A 17,330-nucleotide genomic window follows, 5' to 3' on the forward strand; every position below is an offset into this window, starting at 1 on the left:
GCGACTTAGTTTAGGGGTATTGGACGCTGATCGGCACCCGGCCGCGCAGTTTGCCAGAGCCGTCAGTGTTGGCTTCGATCACCAAAGTGCCCGAGAAACTGAACTCGAGCCGTCCGTCGAGATCGAGCTGCGGAAGCGCGGGCAGATTCGTTACCAGATCGCGCATGATCGCCTGTCCGCCTGAGGCATCGCGCATCGAAACTTCGGTTGGCAGATCGATGCGAATCTCTTCCATCGGCGCGCCGGTGATCACTGCACGGCCCGACACGGCGACGCCGCCCAGATCATCGATATCGCCGATCAGACGCTTTTCGCCGGTGTTGAGGTCCAGCAGCACACGCCCTTCGCCTTTGCCAAGCAGTACGAGCCGGCCAAAGTCGACATCGCTTTCGATGTTGATCTGAACGCGGTCGCAGTTGCGGCCATTGGGTTTGGGCTTTTGATTGCCCTTGCCCCGGCACCCGGGAGGGAGATCGCAATTCTCACAATTGCCTTGCGCCCACGCCGTAGGCGCGGACGGAATTGCAAGACTAAGAGCAGCCGCAACCATGGCAATGTGTTTGAACATGACCGCTTTCTAAGCGATCAGGGTTAACGAATACCTACGTATTGTGCGTAGGCGGCTCCGACTCAGCCGAAGCTGGAATAGAGCGATCGCCCATTCTGCTTGAGCCAGCGATCAGCGACCTTGATGTCATTCTCGTAAATGTCGCCCAGCAGCGCGTGGAACGCAGGGCTGTGATCGAAATGAACAAGGTGGGCGACTTCATGCGCGACCACCGAGCGGCGGACGTGGTCGGGCGCCTGCACCAGCCGCCAATTGATCCGGATCCGGGCCTTGTCAGAACAACTGCCCCAGCGCTTTTGCGCCCGCGATAGCCCGATCGGGACTGTGTCGAGGCCTGCGGCCGCACAATAGTCGCGCATATCGCTTTCGTAGAAATTCAACGCTTCGCGTTCAAGCCAGCGTTTGACCCTTGCGACAAAGCTGCTTTCCGGACCGCCGAGGATGAGAGTGTCATCCTTGAGCGCGGGACGTCGTGGCGCCGTTTCCTCCCATTCCAGCGCAATTGGCTCGCCGCGATAGAAGACCTCGCCGCCGGGTACCGGTGCCGACCTGCGCGGGATGCGTTCGCGTTGCGATGCCAGCCAGTCGGTGCGGGTGTGGGCAAAGGCAATTGCTTCTTTGGAACTGGCCCAGGAGGGCAAGGTGATCTGGACCGAATTGCCATCGGGCGCGAGGCGCAGCGTGAGGCGTTTTGCCCGCGCATGGCGGCGCAGGACGATGGGCACCATTTCACCGCAAAGCTCGATCTCGGGATCGACCGCCGCGCGCTTGAGCCAATCGATCATACCGGCTCGCTTCGATCAAGCTTTGGCGGGCTCCACTCGACGATGTGATGTTCGAGCGGCCCGGCATCGTCTTCGCTGATGACGCGGCCAGCAACGGATACGCCTGCACGCTTCACCGCATCGCGGTCGCCGGAGATCAGATAATGCCAATCGGGCAGCGAGCGACCCGCCGCTCGCCTGCGATATGCGCAGGTTGACGGCAGCCACGGCACGTCCTCGACAATCGCGAGCGTTAGCCGGAGGCAATCGGGGACAAAGGCTTTGCGATTGCGATAGTCGCTGCATTGCGCGGTGCCGGTATCGAGCAGTTTACACGCGACGTTGGTGTCTTCGATATCACCCGTATCGGCGTCTTCGATCTTGTGCAGGCAGCAGCGTCCGCAGCCATCGCACAAAGCTTCCCACTCCGTCCGATTGAGCTCCGCGAGCGGAAGCTCCCAGAAGGTTTCCCTCAGTTCACCCATTTTTTGATTTCTACTGCGACCGCATCTGCGCCTTGGTCGGTCGGCAGGGTTGCAAGCGGATTTCCGGCGGGATCGAACAGATAGACTATGTTCGAATGGTTCATCAGATAAGTGCCGTCGGGCGTGTCTTCACCGCGCTCGTAATAGACCCTGAACGCATCGGCAGCCGTCTTGATCTGCTCAGGCGTGCCGGTCAGGCCGACGATGTTGTCGGCAAAGGCACTCGTGAATTCGCCAACGATTTCTGGCGTATCGCGCTCCGGATCGATCGAAATGAAGATCGGCTGGATTTTGGCTACCATGTCCGGGTCGCTCTCACCCAGCTGTTTCAGCCCCTGCGCCATCCGCTGCATGTCTGTCGGGCAGATATCGGGGCAATAGGTGAAGCCGAAATAGACGATCCGGTATTGACCATCAAAGTCGGCCCACCGCACCGTCTCGCCAGTGCTGCTGGTCAATTCGAATTCGCCGCCAATGGTTGCTCCGGCAAGCGGAGGTTCGCCGGGCGCTTCGACATCTGGTGTGCCAGAGCATGCGGCGAGCGCAAATGCGGCAGCAGTAGCGACAAAGTGGCGGAAACGCGGGGAGGGCTTGGCGGGTTGGTTCATGCTCTGCTAACTGGCTTTCATGCAGTGAGGAAACCACAGGGGTTCACTCGCTGATCCCTATTGTGAGTGTGTTACAGGAAATGCGGAAGGATCAAAGCGTGGGGCGTATCGTTTTGCGCAAGTTAGGGCTTGGCACGGCGATTGCCAGTGCAAGTCTGGCAAGCTTGCTTGGCCTGGGTGCAATCGCGCCGGCTTCGGCGCAGCTCTATTCGGAAGGGTATGAGTTCCTCGAAGCCGTTGATGAACGCGATGGCGACACCGCCACCGCCATGCTCAACGTGCCGGGCACGACGATCATCAACACCCGCGACATCACCACCGGCGACACTGGACTGCATATCGTGACTGCTCGGCGCGACGCGCTGTGGATCCGGTTTCTCGTTCAGCGCGGGGCAAACCCCAATATCCGCAACAAGAAAGGCGTGACCCCCCTGCAAATGGCGACGACTTTGGGCTTTGTTGACGGTGTCGAGGAACTGATCAAAGGTGGCGCGCAGGTCAATGTCAGCGACCTGACCGGCGAAACTCCGCTCATGTCGGCAGTCCATCAGCGCAATATTCCGCTGATCACCCGCCTGCTCAAAGAGGGTGCAAACCCGGACCAGAATGACAATTCAGGCCGTTCTGCGCGGGACTATGTCGCGCTCATGACCAGCAACGAACAAATCCTGCGCGAATTCGAAGCGGCAGACGCCGAACGCGGAGATAAGGGAACAACTAAGCAGTACGGGCCTTCTTTCTAGCATGAGCACTGAAAGCCCCGATAAGCAGCCCGACTTTGGCGACATGACCCTTGATGAGCTGCGCCTTGCGCTGGCTCCGGACATTGCAGCGTCGGCGATCTTCGACGGCTGGAATGAAACCGCACTGCTGACCGCAGCCGATATGGCCGGAGCCGATCCCGACATCGCCAAGTTGGCCTTCCCGGACAAGCCGCTGAATGGCCGCGCTATGGATATGATCGATGCGTGGGTTCAGAGCGTCGATCAGGCGATGGAAACGGAATGGTCCCAGGAAAAGCTGGCCGAGCTGAAGATCCGCGAGCGCATTCGCACATTGGTCGCGTTCCGGTTAGAAGCGGTGACCGATATCGATGAAGCGGTGCGCCGCGCGATGGCAATCATGGCGATGCCTCAAAATGCCCTGCGTTCGTTGCAGATCGGCTGGCGGTCGGCGGACATCATGTGGCGGCTCGCGGGCGATACCGCGACCGATTACAATCACTACACCAAGCGCACGATCCTGGCCGGAATCTACAGCGCGACGCTGGCAGTGTTCGTCAACGATGACAGCGAAGGCAAGGCCAGGACTTACGAGTTTCTGGATCGCCGGATCGACGGCGTGATGAAGTTCGAAAAGGCGAAAGCCAAGCTGCTGAACTCCGACCGCGAAATGCCAAGCCTGACGCGGTTCCTCGGGCGTCTGCGCTATCCCAGCCGCTAGAACGGCAGATCAGTAAAAATACCTAGATACCTCCAATATGGAGGTGGATAAGCGGGCCGCCGGGTCGCTTCGCGTTGCCGCGTGTCCTATGACCACCGAGAGAATCGCGCAGACGGTTAGTCGCGCAAGGACTTGAGACGGGAAGGACAATTCAATGGCGGGTTCGCTTAACAAGGTCATGCTGATTGGCAATCTCGGGGCCGACCCCGAAGTGCGCAGTTTCCAGAACGGCGGCAAGGTCTGCAACCTGCGGATCGCGACCAGCGAAACGTGGAAAGATCGCAACACGGGCGAGCGTCAGGAACGCACCGAGTGGCACACGGTCGCGATCTTTTCTGAAGGCCTCGTCAACGTTGCCGAAAACTACCTCAAGAAGGGATCGAAGGTCTTCATCGAAGGCCAGTTGCAGACCCGCAAATGGCAGGACCAGTCAGGTAACGATCGTTATTCGACCGAGGTTGTGCTGCGCGGCTACAACGGCACGCTGACCATGCTCGATGGCGCATCAGGTAGCGGCGGCGGTGGTCGCTCCGGTGGTGGAGGCGGCGGATATGGCGGCGGCGGAAACCAAGGTGGCGGCGGAGGCGGCTGGAACCAAGGGGGCGGTGGCTCCGGCGGTGGTAGCGCTGGCGGATCAGGCGGCGGCCAAGGCGGTGGCGGCGGCTACGACGATCTCGACGACGACATTCCGTTTTGATGTGAAGGGGGGCTAGCCCTTCTTCAACGCTGCCAAAGCCTCAGCCAAGGGACCGCTCGGCGCATCGTCGCCGCCGATCCCGGCCTTCTTTCTCGCTTCGTCGGCATGCGGCCCTTCCGCGTAGGGATCGATGGCTAGGCCGAGCGTCTGCGCGATCGCTTCGCCCAAGTCGAACATGTCGCCCGAATATTCGATCTCGTCGCCGTCCCCGGCGCTTAGGTCGATTTCGATTTCTCCATCTTCGGTTTGCGAAGTGGGGAGGGTGGATTCTTCGACGAAGCGAAGATCGACGGGTTCGGAAACGCCGACGGGAAAGTCTTCACCAGACACGGCGCAGGTCTGGACAATCGCTGCCTTAAGGGTGCCGGTTGCCCGGATTGCGGCCTTTTCGGAAACGAGCGACACCTCAGCGCGCAAGCTTTCCACGGAGGACAACGCAAACCGCTTCGCCAGCGCCGCGCGCTCTTCGTCATTTGCCTCGATCACCACCGGATCGGCGGGAAGCGGTCGAACCTTGATCATCCGCGAGAATTCGGGCGCGCTCACCAGATGCCGCTCGCTTTCAATATGTCTTCGTCGCTGAAACCCGCGAGCCGCTCGGAAAGGGCCAGCAGCTTGTCCGCAACACCGGCGGCGCCTGCCGCTTCGTCCTGACCCTCGCTAAAGGTCACATTGCGCGTGACCGCGCCGATCAGCTTTTCGCGGTCTTTGTCGTTCAATGCCCCGCGATAGGCACCGAGCCGGCCGCCGAGCACACTCATCAATTTTCCAACCCGCTTGCCGACGACCACGTCGTTGACCCCGAATTCGCGCAATTGCCCGTCCATATCTTCGACGAACAGCTCGGCGAGTAGCGCGCTCTCGGAGCGCATCTCCGATGCCTCGACCCGCACCATCACGGTGCAAAGGATCGCTGTAATCAGGTCGAATCGTCCCCCGACCGTGTCGGCCACGCCGCAATCCGCATAAAACGAAGGCTCACGCGCCAGCTCGACTACGCGGTGCCAAAGCAGACGGATCGTCTCACGGGGATCGGGCGCTGTACCGAGGAGGCGGGAGATGAAGGACATTAAGTTGCAGTTCTTTCAGTCTGAAACCGTGTTGCGATTATGAGAGGCAAACCGATACCTGCCTTCGATGTTCCGGCACATTCAGCCGCAATTCAACTGGTTCACCCCAGCTGCGATGTTAAGCAGCGTTGCAAGGGCAGGCACAGACCCTTAAAGCCCTCGCTTACGGAATATAGTGTGCCGGTCGCACACGGCAATGGACGGGAATTGGAAGCTTTGGCGCAAGCTATGAACAACACAGGTCTGAAATCGCGCAAGGTTCTGATGGCGCTGATCGTATCGGCCGCTGCAGTAACGCTTTCGGGCTGCACATCGATCCGTGAGACGCGCGGCTATGTGACCGATCAGGTGCTATTGGCCGCGATCCAGCCGGGCATCGACAATCAGCGCTCGGTCGAAGGCACTTTGGGCCGTCCATCCTTTACCAGCCAATATGGCGAGCCGACCTGGTATTACGTGTCCAGCGTAACCGGTCGCCGTCCGTTTGTGCGGCCGCGTATCCGCAATCACGGCGTGCTCGCGGTGAAGTTCGACGAAGCTGGCAATGTTGCCTCGGTCGATCGGACCGGCGTCGACAAAGTCGTCTACCTTCAGCCCGACGCTGACAAGACGCCGACATTGGGCCGTGAGCGCGGCTTCCTCGAAGACCTGTTCGGCAATATCGGCCAGGTCGGCGCTCCGGGCGCAGGCGCTCCAGGCGGTCCATAACTTGACCGGCTTCGCTGAGCGCCCATATCGCGCAGCATGACACAATCAAACGACAGCCACGGTCTGACCCAGTGGCACGGCACGACAATCGTCGGGATCAAGCGCGGCGACAGCACCGTGATCGCTGGCGACGGCCAGGTTTCGATGGGCAACACCGTGATGAAGCCCAATGCGCGCAAGGTTCGCCGAATCGGTGAAGGCGGCAAGGTGATCGCTGGTTTCGCAGGCGCAACCGCCGATGCGTTCACCCTGTTTGAGCGACTGGAAAAGAAGCTCGAGCAATATTCCGGGCAGCTGCTGCGCGCGGCTGTCGAACTCGCCAAGGATTGGCGGACCGACAAATACCTCCGCAATCTCGAAGCGCTGATGATCGTCGCCGATGACGAGGTGCTGCTGGTTCTGACCGGGAACGGCGATGTGCTGGAGCCCGAAGGCGGGATCGCGGCGATTGGATCGGGCGGCAATTATGCGCTCGCCGCCGCGCGGGCGCTGGCCGAGTACGAAGACGATGCCGAGACCATCGCGCGCAAGGCTATGGCAGTCGCCGCCGACATTTGCGTGTTCACAAATGGCAATGTAACGCTCGAAAGCGTCTAGCGCGTCCGTATTCTCCCGGCTGCGACAGGCTGAAACGCAGCACAAGTCGGGGGAGCGATGGGCACTCAAATTCATGATGGCCAAATCTATCAGGGCAAGCTGACGCATATCCAGCTTCTGCGTGCGCTGTCCGGCTTGATTGTGGTTGTCAGCCATGTCGGTTGGGGCTTTGCCGATCATGTCGGGCCGGGTCTTGGTTTCGATCTTGGGGCGAACCTGCCGGGCAACGCTGCGATCATGGTTTTCTTCTTGATCTCCGGATACATCATGGTGGTGTCTTCCGGGCCGCTGTTTGGCGATCCGAAGGCGCGGAGAATTTTCTGGGTACGCCGCATGATCCGCGCGATGCCGCCTTATTGGGCCGCTACGGTCATCTTCCTTGTCGTGCTGTTCGTGCTGCAGGGGCAGACATTCGGCGCGGATAAAATCGCCCAGTCAATCGCGCTGATCCCATACTGGCCCGAGGGCGAGGGCAAACCGCTCCCCATTCTGTGGCCCGGTTGGACGCTCTACTATGAAATGACGTTCTACATGCTTTTCGGTGTGGTGATCGCGCAGGGGCGCAAGGCGGCTGTGCTGTTCACCGGCGCGATGTGCCTGATCCTGTCGGTGATCGGACTGACGATGCAGTTTAAATCGCCAATCCTGCACACATTCACTCAGCCGATCTTCCTGTTGTTTATCGTCGGCATGGCGCTCGGATGGCTTGCCGTCAGGGGAATGCAATTGCCCAGTTGGCTCCGGATTGCGTGCCTTGCGGCATTCGTCCCCGCTGTGGTCTTTGCCGAGGCACCGGCAGCAGGTGTTGGATACGGTCTAGACTACCTGGCCTGGTGCGCATTGCCTGCCGTGCTGCTCTTCACGGCCATTGTCGGCGGGCCGCTGGCGCTGCCTTTCCCGCGCTTTGTGACGCTGGCCGGGGATAGCAGCTACGCGGTCTATCTGCTGCATGTCCCGATCGCGTGGCTGGCGATGTGGGTGTTCGGCCAGTTGCGCTTCTACGGCGGCGCGTGGGCCTACTTCATCCTCGCCAGCCTGATGGTCTATGGTCTCAGCTGGCTGTTCTTTCGCCATGTCGAACGTCCGATGACCCGCGCCCTTAATCGGTTGTTTGCGGTTGACGGGAAGCGCGCGCGGCTTGAACCTGCGGCGGCGGACGCCACATGAGCGCCATGCTTCAAACACCAACAGACCCAATGGAAACGCCCGGCTTGGACAATCTCACCCCGAAAGCGATCGTCGCCGCACTCGATGAACACATCATCGGCCAGAAGGACGCAAAACGCGCCGTAGCCGTGGCGCTGCGCAATCGCTGGCGTCGCCAGCGGCTTGGGGCCGATCTGCGCGACGAAGTGACGCCCAAGAACATCCTGATGATCGGCCCGACCGGCTGCGGCAAGACCGAGATCAGCCGGAGGTTGGCCAAGCTGGCCGAAGCGCCGTTCGTGAAGATCGAAGCGACCAAGTTCACCGAGGTCGGCTATGTCGGCCGCGACGTCGAACAAATCGCGCGAGACCTGGTCGAAGAGGCGATCCGGTTGGAGAAAGAACGGCGCCGTGAAGCCGTGCGCGAAGCCGCTTCCGAAGCGGCGATGGAACGCCTGCTTAGCGCCTTGGTCGGCGATAACGCCTCCGAAGCGACGCGCGAGAGCTTTCGTCAGCGCATCGTCCAGAACGCCATGAACGAGGTGGAAGTTGAAATCGACGTCGCCGACTCGCCGAATATGCCGTTCGACATGGGCAATATGGGCGGCAATGTCGGCATGATCGATCTCAGCGACATGATGGGCAAGGCACTTGGCAAGAAGCCGAGCAAGCGGCGCAAGCTGCGCGTGCCTGACGCGTGGGACAAGCTGGTCGAGGAAGAAGCGGACAAGCGGCTCGATGACGAAGATGTCGCTCGTGTCGCGCTCGAAAATGCCGAGACCAACGGGATCGTGTTCCTGGACGAGATCGACAAGATCGCGGTTTCGGATGTGCGCGGCGGTTCGGTCAGCCGCGAAGGTGTGCAGCGCGATTTGCTGCCGCTGATCGAAGGCACCACCGTTTCGACCAAATATGGGCCGATGAAAACCGACCACGTGCTGTTTATTTCGAGCGGCGCGTTTCATGTTGCCAAGCCATCCGACATGCTGCCCGAATTGCAGGGCCGCCTGCCGATCCGGGTCGAATTGCGTGCGCTGACCGAAGAGGACTTTGTGCGGATCCTGAGTGAGACCCGCGCCAACCTCGTCGAACAATATCGTGCGTTGCTGGGCACCGAAAAGGTCGAGCTCGACATCACAGAAGACGCGATTGCCGAAGTGGCCAAGATCGCGGCTCAGGTGAATGAGAGCGTCGAGAATATCGGTGCGCGGCGCCTGCAGACGGTGATGGAAAAACTGCTCGAAGAAATCAGCTTCGAAGCCGAAGAGCATGTGGGTGAGACGATCACGATCGATGCCACCTATGTGCGCGAGCGGCTCGCGACGCTGGCGGGCAACACCGATCTGTCGAAATATATCCTGTAATGCAGCCGGGCTTTGTCCGCGATCTTCAAGGCATGCTCGCGGGGCTGGAGCCAAAGCTGCATTCCGAACCTTATCGTTTCCTCTCGCTCCCGCTCGAAGATGCGAACGCCGATTGGATCGACGATCCGTTTGCTGTGATCCGCGAGGACGAGGGCGCGACCTTTGTCGTTCGATCCGATGTCGAAGGCGGCAATTCAGACCATTTCGCCCGGATAACCTTGCAGGTAAACTCATCGCTCGAAGGCGTCGGGCTGACCGCTGCCGTTGCCACTGGTCTCGCCGCAGAGGGCATTGCCTGTAACGTGATTGCCGCTTTCAACCACGATCATCTGTTTGTGCCATGGGACCGCCGCGAGGAGGCTTTGGCGATCCTGAAGAAGCTTTCCGACGACGTGCGTCGATGATTCTCGGCTTTTCGCAGGCTCACCCCGCCTGACCCCTTGAGCCTTCCCGGCTGGCGCGCTTTAACAGGCGAACAGAGTTGCAACCGGGGACTATCACATGATCAGAAATATGATGCTGGCTGGCGCAGCCGCTTTGGCGATTGTCGGGTCCGCACCGGCGCTGGCGGATGGACATGATGGCGAGGCGCAAGATGCGCCCAAACTGACCGCGCCCGAGATCGAATACACTTTGTGGGAGCTGGATAACGGCCTCACCGTGATCGCCCTGCAGGACGAAACGACCAGCACCGTCACCACCTCGCTCTGGTACGATATCGGTTCCAAGCTCGACCCCGAAGGGCGCAGCGGCTTCGCGCACCTGTTCGAGCATATTCTCAGCCGCAAGACCGAGAACATGCCATACAATATGATCTACGGTCTGACCGCCGATATCGGCGGCACGCGCAACGCGTCGAACTGGGTGGATCGCACCAATTACTTTGAGCAGGTCCCCGCTGCCTATCTCGAAACGATGCTTTGGACCCACCGCGAGCGGATGGCGAAGGTGGTCGTCGACGAAGAAGTTTTCGAAACTGAGCGCGGCGTCGTGAAAGAAGAATTGCGTCAGCGCGTGCTCGCGCCGCCCTATGGTCGGCTAGCGCGCTTCGTGATCCCCGAAAACGCCTATGACGTGATGCCGCATCGCCGTCCGGGCATTGGCAGCATCGAAGACCTCGACAACGCAACGCTCGACGATGCTCGGTCCTTCTACGAAGCCTATTACGGTCCAGACACGGCGACGCTGATCGTTGCGGGCAATTTCGAGATGGACGGCCTGCGCACGCTGGTCGATCAGTATTTCGGCGATATCCCGCCGCGCAAAAACCCGATCGATCTTGCGCTCACCGCGCGTGAGCCAGAATTGACCGCTCCGCGCATGGTCAATGCAACTGCGCCCAACGTGCCGCTGCCAGTTGTCGGTGGCATTTGGAAAGGGCCGCCGACGACCAGTTCCGATGCCGCCGCTCTCGATGTGCTCGAGGCGATCCTTTCGCGCGGGGACAACAGCCGTTTCGACGCTGCGCTGGTGCGCACTGGCCTGGCAGTCGATGCCTCGGCAGGCGTATCGATGTTCCGCGAAGCCGGGGCAATCAGCGTCTTCGCTGTGGTCTCTCAGCCCGATGGAATGGAAGCTGCCGGAACCACGCTCAACGCAGAGATCGAAAAGGTCCGCAGCGAACCCGTGACAGCCGCTGAGCTCGCCGAAGCCAAAAGCGAGATCATCGCCAGTTCGCTCCGCCGCCGCGAAACCGCGCGTGGGCGCGCATTCGAACTGGGCGAGGCACTCGTATCCTCAGGTGATCCGGGTTTTGCCGACAAGCGGTTGGCGGAGATCGCCGACGTCACTGCCGAGGACGTGCTGCGCGTTGCGGCGAAATATCTCGATCCGCAAAAGCGCGTGACCTTTACTTACACGGCGGGCGAGGACGACCCTTCGCAATACGCCAACCCCACACCGATGCCTGAATTCCGTTCTCTGCCACCAGCAACCGGAGAGATCCGTCAGGTCAAACCGGAAGACGAACGCATGGCTCCTCCGGGACCAGCGGAATCGCCCGACGTGACTGCGCCTGAAATCGTTGAGGCGACGCTCTCCAATGGAATCAAGGTGGTCGCTGTGCAGACCGGCAATGTGCCAATCGCCTCGATCGCGATGCTGGTGCAGGGCGGCAGCAAGACCGATCCGCGTGAAAAAGCCGGCATCGCGCAAATGGCGGCGGCTTTGGTCGATAAGGGTGCCGAAGGTATGGATGAAGCCGCGATTGCGGCAGAGTTTGAAAGCCTCGGTGCCTCTTTCGGGGCGGGCGCGGGCAGTGATGGCGCGACTTTCGCTCTGACTGCGCCGGTAGCAAATCTCGAACAGGCAGGCGCGCTTGCGGCCAAGCTGGTGCGCGGCGCGACCTATCCGCAGGAGGCCTTTGATCGTGAGCGCAAGCGCGCAATGGATGGTCTGACGGTGTCGATGAAGGAACCCGGTCCGCTGGCACGCTACGTCTCGCGCGTGGCCATGTACGGCGATGCGCCCTACGGCACGCAGCCCGACGGCACGCGGGATAGCCTGAGCGCGATCACCCGCGATGATCTGGTTGCTCACCGCGAAGGGTACTTCCATCCGCAGAACATGCAGATCGTGGTGAGCGGCGGAATCTCGCCAGAGCAAGCCGTTACCATCGCGGAAGGGATGTTTGGCGATTGGTCGGTTGCCAGTCCGCCCGCCGCAGTTCCGGCGGAAGCTGCTGGAGATGATCTTCCGGTACGCACGATCGTGATCGATATGCCCGATGCAGGGCAGGCCTCAGTCATTGCAGCGGTGCGCGCGCCTTCGCGCAAAGACGCCGACTACTTCCCGCTCGAACTCGCCAACAGCGTGCTCGGTGGCGGTTCGAGTGGGCGTCTGTTCGAAGAAATCCGGACCAAGCGCTCGCTCAGCTACGGAGCTTATTCCGGCTTTGCCGACCGCGCGGATGAATCGATCCTCACCGCAAGCGCGCAGACCAAGAACGAAACCGCCGATGAAGTCGCCAAGCTGTTCCTCGAAGAGTTTGAGCGGCTCGGCAGCGAGCCTTTGAGCGAAGAGCTGCTGCAAAAGCGGCGGCTCTACCTCTCGGGTAGCCGCGCGCGGGCGCTGGAAACCAGCGGTGGGTTCAACTCGATTGTTGCGACCTTGCTGCAGCAGGGCCTGCCGCCTGAGGAAGCCGCAATGTTCGCAGATCGCCTTTCCGCAGTGGACGCAGCAGCGGCGAGCAAGGCGGCGCAGGAATATGTCGATCCTGCCAAGGCGACCCTCGTCATTGTCGGCGATGCCGAGCAGTTCGTCGACGCGCTGCGCGAATTCCGCAGCGAAGTGGAAGTGATCCCGGCGCAATATCTCGATCTGGCGACGGCATCCCTGATGAAGGCCGAGGCCGCAGCTGACGGGGAGTAGTTGCCAAAGCGCGAGTCCCCGCGAAGGCGGGGGCCTCGTGGAGGTTAGTGCTCATTGGTTGGGGGGTCCCCGCCTTCGCGGGGACTCACTGCGCGGTTACTCAGGCGCCTCTTGTTCGCTGCTGCGCTCAATCGCTTGCTGCGCCCACATCTCCGCATAGAGGCCGCCCTTTGCGAGCAGCGCGGCATGATCGCCGCTCTCCGCCAGCTCGCCGCCGTCCAGCACCAGAATGCGGTCGGCATCGGCGATGGTCGACAGCCGGTGCGCAATTGCAATCGTGGTGCGTCCACGCGCGATGCGTTTGAGTGTTCCGAGGATTTCCTGTTCGGTGCGCGTATCAAGCGCACTGGTCGCTTCGTCGAGCAGCAGGATCGGCGGGTCCTTCACCAGCGTCCGGGCAATCGCCACGCGCTGCTTTTCTCCGCCTGACAATTTCAATCCGCGTTCGCCGACCGTCGTATCAAAGCGTTCGGGCAAGCGATCGATCAGCGGCATCAATGCGGCATCGCGGGCAGCCTGTTCGACGGTGACGTCGTCAGCGCCTTCGGCGCCGTAGGCCACATTGTAGCCAAGCGTATCGTTGAACAGGACGCTGTCCTGCGGGACGATCCCGATGGCGGCGCGCACGCTGTCCTGCGTGACCTGCGCCAGATCCTGGCCGTCGATCAGGATGCGCCCCCCTTGCGGATCGTAGAACCGGAACAACAGCCGCCCAATTGTGCTCTTGCCAGCGCCAGAGGGGCCGACAATTGCGACAGTCGATCCAGCGGGCACTTCAAAGCTGAGACCTTTCAGGATCGTGCGTTCCGGTTCGTATCCAAAAGTCACATTGTCGAACGTGACATGCGGCTCCTTCACGGCAAGTGCGGGCGCGCCGGGCGGGTCTCTCACTTCGACTTCGGTGTCCATCAGGCGGAACATTTCGGCCATGTCGACCAGCCCCTGACGGATCGTGCGGTACACCCAGCCAAGCAGATCGAGCGGGCGGAACAGCTGCATCAGGTATGTGTTCACGAACACCAGATCGCCGACCGTCAGCTCACCCTTGCTCCAGCCCCAGACGGTGTAGGCCATTGCGCCCGCCATCAACGCATTGGTGATCAGTGACTGCGTGATGTTGAGCAGGCCGAGCGAATTTTCCGATTTGATCGCGGCCTGCGCATAAGCGCGGGCAGCGCTGCTGTAGCGCGCTTCCTCTCGGGTTTCCGCGTTGAAGTATTTGACCGTCTCGAAGTTCAGCAGAGAGTCGACCGCGCGGTGCAAAGCTTGCCCGTCGAGGTCGTTCATCTCGCGCCGCAGCTTGGTCCGCCATTCGGTGATCCAGCGCGTGACGGCGATATAGGTGACGACCGTGAATGCGGTGGCCGCGACCAGCTCCCAACCGAAGTTGATGTAGAAAATGACGCCAACGGCGATCAACTCGATCGCAGTCGGGGCGATGTTGAACAGCAGGAAGTACAGCATCATGTCGATGCTCTTGGTCCCGCGCTCGATGATCTTGGTGACTTCGCCGGTGCGCCTGCCGAGATGGAAACGCAGGCTCAGTCGGTGCAGGCGGTGGAACACGTCTTCGGCAAGGCTGAGCGTGGCAGCCTGACCAACCCGTTCGAACGTGATGTTGCGCAGATTGTCGAACAGCACTGACGTGAAGCGGCCCAGCCCATAGGCGGCGACCAATGCCAGCGCGACGCTTGCTCCGTCGCCCACCGGTCCGGCCATCGCATCGGCGGCTCCCTTATAGGCGAAAGGCAATGCGAGAGTGACGCCCTTGGCCGCGAGCACGAACAGCATCGCGGCGACAATGCGGAACCGCAGGGACGGATTATCCTTGGGCCACAGATAGGGCAGGAACCGCCTGAGCGTATGCCAGCCTTCTGCCTCAGGCGGATTGGTTTGGTTGTCGGAGGTGGCGGTATCGGGCGGCATTGCGACCGTCCATGTGGGCGTGAGCGCCCCTGCGAACAAGCCTTAGGCGGCGATTACCGTATCCGCGAATCCGAATAACCGCTGTGGTTGACCCGGCGCATTGCCCGGGCGACATCGCGCGGCACGTCGAACAACACGCGCTGCCGCGAGAAATCAATCGCGACCCGGTCGAACATCTTGAGATGCTGCATTCCCAGCGAAAGTACCGGTTCGTCCTTCAGTCCCAGCGCCTCGAAAGCCGGGGCGTCGGCGAAGGTCAAAGGCACATTGGTCAGCTTGAGTCCTTCGATCTCGAGCGAACGTACGTAGGAAAGATCGCCAGTCATCGTCACGCCGTTGACGTCCATGGTGGTGACTTCCTGCGAATGCCTCGAACGGATGCGGTCGCGCAATGCGGTGTTGGCGAGGCTCGCCTGCGCACCCGTATCGATGATCACCGTCGCTTTCACGCCATCGACAATTGCGTTGGTGATCAGCAATTGTCCAAGCTTCTGCTTTGCGCGCACGATAATCTCGAACCCGCGCCGCGAGTTCTTTTTGGTCACATCCTCAAGCGCGATCGTTTCTTTGCGGAAGTCGATCAGCACGCGGAAGTCCTGCAGACTGTCGAGACCGATAATGCCATCGGCGCCGACATGGTTCCGGTACAGGACCGGCGCGACCAGATCGTTGATCGTGAAGTTTCCGACGACCAGATCGTTGACTTCGACCAGATCGACCGGGCGGCGGCTGGCCATGCCAACCAGTGTGGCGGTGCCGAGCGGCGTCAGAGCGAGGCTGTCGTTGATCCGGTGGGTCACTGCAGTTGCCTGACTGCCAGTGTCGATCATGAAGTCATACGGACCGGCTCCACCAATCGTGACGGGAATGGTCAGGCGCTGGTTGCGTTCTTCATCGAGATCGAGAATTTCGGTCGCGGGATCGGTCATGCTGGGGGCGATGGCCTGCTCGTCGACTTTCTGGCCGAGCCCCACGAGGCTGAGTGAAATGGCCGGTATCGCCCACAGATATGTCATTGCTTTGTCCTATCCCGTCGTCGCACGAAGTCAGGGTCCTCGCGTCGCTCATCACGCAGGATACCAGACTATCGGTGCGCGCCCAAATGGAATGCTTAGGCGGGCGAGGGGATAGGCTCCGGGCTCGTTTCGCGGTTACGCAGCAGCGCCCAGGTTTCGAGCACCAGCGGTTTGTATCCGAACCAGAATGTCGCGGCGTAGACGCTTGCTCCGACGAACCCGTTCCAAGCCAGGTCCAACCAAGGGACACCGAACGAGGCAAACCGTTGGACTCCAATAACCGCAATCACCATCGCCGCGCAGGCTAGCGCAATCGGCGCGAGCTCGCGGAGCAGCGCGAGCGGTGACACACCTATACGGGGCAATGTCATGGTTAGCGTAAAGATGCACAAAGCGGGCGCGGCGATCCACCACGCGTGGACGAGGCCCATCGCTCCGGTTTCATCGCCGAACAGTCCGCCATTTACGCCCCACAGAAAGGCGATCGGCATGATGAAGGCGCCGGCCATGCTGGTGGAGAGATAGACTTTGGGCCTCCCCATCGCGTTGGTGACGGGCGAACAGATCAGTTGCAGAGCAAAGGCTGGCATTACCATCGCAAGGCCGCCGACAACCGGGATCATCCCGGCCCATTTGTCGCCGAACAATGTCAGGATCGCTGCCTCACTGGTGAGCGCAAGGCCAACATAGATCGGCGCGCTGACCATCATCACCATTCGCGCGGTTCGCAGGAAATAGGGTCCCAGCGATTTCTTCGCGCGGTGCAGTTCGGAATAGGCGGCAAGCGCAACCTCGTTGATCGGCGGTATAAAGCGTCCGGTCACGATCAGCGTCAGGAACAGCGCCTCTGAATAGAGGCCGAGATCATAGGTGGGCAGCAGGCGTCCTGCGATCACGATGTCGCTCTGACTCTGGACGATCCAGAACAGCTGACAGAGGGTAAGGGTGCCGCCGAACGTAACCAGATCCCACGCGCCGCGCGGATCGAAGATCGGGCGGACCAGCAGCCGCGCTGCGATCGACAGGCCGATGGCGCGGGTCACGAACATCGCGATTGGCGCATAGACCAAAGCCCAGACGCCGTAGTCGAACCACGCCAGCGTCAACGCAGTGACCGCTCCGATAACGGCAGTCGCCATATTGACCTGCCCCTGCTTCCGAAACTCAAGCCGCCTTGCGAGCAGCTCGCTGGGCAGGGCGGTGAAGGGGACTGTCAGAAAGATGACTGCCTGGATGCGCAGCATGTCAGCGACTAGCGGCTCACGGAAATAGGCGGCAGCTAAAGGCGCAGACACAAACTGGATCGCTGCCATCGAACCGTTGAACAGTAAGAGCAGGCCAAACACCTGCGCGATGCGTCGTTCATCAATGCGCTCGGTTTGCACCAGCGACGTCGCGAAGCTCGATCCGTTGAGGAACGCCAATGCGGTGATCACGACCTGGCTCATGGCAAACAGACCGTAATCCGTCGGCTCAAGCAGACGCACCACCAATATAGTGGACGTCCAGGTTATGATCTGCGCGGCCACCTGCGTTCCCCAGCGCCACGCGACGGCCGAGCGTACGCGC

The 17,330-nt window shown here is 61.0% G+C and carries 18 protein-coding genes; 9 read left to right on the forward strand and 9 right to left on the reverse strand.

Annotation, left to right across the window (positions count from 1 at the left end):
- Positions 1-10: 10 nt before the first annotated feature.
- The 4 genes from Q0837_RS00270 to Q0837_RS00285 all read right to left on the reverse strand — a co-directional run bounded on the left by Q0837_RS00270 (position 11) and on the right by Q0837_RS00285 (position 2,425).
- The gene (locus Q0837_RS00270) at positions 11-568 is read right to left on the reverse strand and encodes a DUF4402 domain-containing protein (RefSeq protein ID WP_298463706.1); all 558 of its coding nucleotides are present in this window, start codon (positions 566-568) and stop codon (positions 11-13) included.
- A gap of 62 nt (positions 569-630) precedes the next feature.
- Complete coding sequence (locus Q0837_RS00275) at positions 631-1,353, reverse strand: M48 family metallopeptidase (RefSeq protein WP_298463709.1); 723 nt, start codon at positions 1,351-1,353, stop codon at positions 631-633.
- Positions 1,350-1,817 carry a YcgN family cysteine cluster protein gene (locus Q0837_RS00280; protein WP_298463712.1) on the reverse strand — a complete coding sequence of 156 codons (468 nt, stop codon included), beginning with the start codon at positions 1,815-1,817 and terminating at the stop codon, positions 1,350-1,352. The genes Q0837_RS00275 and Q0837_RS00280 overlap by 4 nt, the downstream gene beginning before the upstream one ends.
- Positions 1,805-2,425 (reverse strand): SCO family protein, encoded by a 621-nt coding sequence (locus Q0837_RS00285; RefSeq protein WP_298463714.1) that lies wholly within the window; start codon positions 2,423-2,425, stop codon positions 1,805-1,807. The genes Q0837_RS00280 and Q0837_RS00285 overlap by 13 nt, the downstream gene beginning before the upstream one ends.
- Positions 2,426-2,523: 98 nt before the next feature.
- Here Q0837_RS00285 and Q0837_RS00290 point away from each other — a divergent pair, with 98 nt between their 5' ends.
- The 3 genes from Q0837_RS00290 to ssb all read left to right on the forward strand — a co-directional run bounded on the left by Q0837_RS00290 (position 2,524) and on the right by ssb (position 4,565).
- Positions 2,524-3,168: an ankyrin repeat domain-containing protein gene (locus Q0837_RS00290; protein ID WP_366519694.1), complete on the forward strand. Its 645-nt coding sequence runs from the start codon at positions 2,524-2,526 to the stop codon at positions 3,166-3,168.
- A 1-nt stretch (position 3,169) separates the two neighbouring features.
- A complete protein-coding gene (locus Q0837_RS00295) occupies positions 3,170-3,868 on the forward strand; it encodes a COQ9 family protein (protein WP_298463717.1) in 699 nt (232 codons plus the stop codon).
- A 154-nt stretch (positions 3,869-4,022) separates the two neighbouring features.
- Complete coding sequence (gene ssb, locus Q0837_RS00300) at positions 4,023-4,565, forward strand: single-stranded DNA-binding protein (RefSeq protein ID WP_298463719.1); 543 nt, start codon at positions 4,023-4,025, stop codon at positions 4,563-4,565.
- A gap of 12 nt (positions 4,566-4,577) precedes the next feature.
- Here the strand turns inward: ssb and Q0837_RS00305 are convergent, their stop codons facing one another.
- Positions 4,578-5,111: a DUF177 domain-containing protein gene (locus tag Q0837_RS00305; protein ID WP_298463722.1), complete on the reverse strand. Its 534-nt coding sequence runs from the start codon at positions 5,109-5,111 to the stop codon at positions 4,578-4,580.
- Positions 5,108-5,635, reverse strand: coding sequence for a ubiquinol-cytochrome C chaperone family protein (locus tag Q0837_RS00310; protein WP_298463725.1), 528 nt, complete (start codon positions 5,633-5,635; stop codon positions 5,108-5,110). Before Q0837_RS00310 ends, Q0837_RS00305 begins: the two co-directional genes overlap by 4 nt.
- 264 nt (positions 5,636-5,899) lie before the next feature.
- Here Q0837_RS00310 and Q0837_RS00315 point away from each other — a divergent pair, with 264 nt between their 5' ends.
- From Q0837_RS00315 to Q0837_RS00340, 6 genes are all read left to right on the forward strand, one after another.
- Positions 5,900-6,343 (forward strand): outer membrane protein assembly factor BamE, encoded by a 444-nt coding sequence (locus Q0837_RS00315; RefSeq protein ID WP_298469693.1) that lies wholly within the window; start codon positions 5,900-5,902, stop codon positions 6,341-6,343.
- Positions 6,344-6,379: 36 nt separating this feature from the next.
- Positions 6,380-6,940, forward strand: a complete 561-nt coding sequence (gene hslV, locus Q0837_RS00320) for an ATP-dependent protease subunit HslV (RefSeq protein ID WP_298463728.1) — start codon at positions 6,380-6,382, stop codon at positions 6,938-6,940.
- A gap of 57 nt (positions 6,941-6,997) precedes the next feature.
- Entirely contained in the window at positions 6,998-8,107 is a 1,110-nt protein-coding gene (locus Q0837_RS00325; RefSeq protein WP_298463731.1) for an acyltransferase, read from the forward strand.
- Positions 8,108-8,136: 29 nt separating this feature from the next.
- Entirely contained in the window at positions 8,137-9,450 is a 1,314-nt protein-coding gene (gene hslU, locus Q0837_RS00330; RefSeq protein WP_298469696.1) for an ATP-dependent protease ATPase subunit HslU, read from the forward strand.
- On the forward strand, positions 9,450-9,854 hold the full coding sequence (locus Q0837_RS00335) for an ACT domain-containing protein (RefSeq protein ID WP_298463733.1): 405 nt from the start codon (positions 9,450-9,452) through the stop codon (positions 9,852-9,854). The genes hslU and Q0837_RS00335 overlap by 1 nt, the downstream gene beginning before the upstream one ends.
- Before the next feature lie 97 nt (positions 9,855-9,951).
- Entirely contained in the window at positions 9,952-12,819 is a 2,868-nt protein-coding gene (locus Q0837_RS00340) for a pitrilysin family protein (RefSeq protein ID WP_298463736.1), read from the forward strand.
- Positions 12,820-12,915: 96 nt separating this feature from the next.
- Here the strand turns inward: Q0837_RS00340 and Q0837_RS00345 are convergent, their stop codons facing one another.
- The 3 genes from Q0837_RS00345 to Q0837_RS00355 form a co-directional block, all read right to left on the reverse strand.
- Positions 12,916-14,745, reverse strand: a complete 1,830-nt coding sequence (locus tag Q0837_RS00345) for an ABC transporter ATP-binding protein/permease (protein WP_298463739.1) — start codon at positions 14,743-14,745, stop codon at positions 12,916-12,918.
- A 53-nt stretch (positions 14,746-14,798) separates the two neighbouring features.
- Entirely contained in the window at positions 14,799-15,761 is a 963-nt protein-coding gene (locus Q0837_RS00350; protein WP_298463742.1) for an aspartyl protease family protein, read from the reverse strand.
- Positions 15,762-15,856: 95 nt separating this feature from the next.
- Positions 15,857-17,290, reverse strand: coding sequence for a lipopolysaccharide biosynthesis protein (locus tag Q0837_RS00355; protein ID WP_298463746.1), 1,434 nt, complete (start codon positions 17,288-17,290; stop codon positions 15,857-15,859).
- Between the last annotated feature and the right edge of the window lie 40 nt (positions 17,291-17,330).

Origin of the sequence: uncultured Erythrobacter sp. (assembly GCF_947499705.1) — a bacterium.
Taxonomy (GTDB): Bacteria; Pseudomonadota; Alphaproteobacteria; order Sphingomonadales; family Sphingomonadaceae; genus Erythrobacter.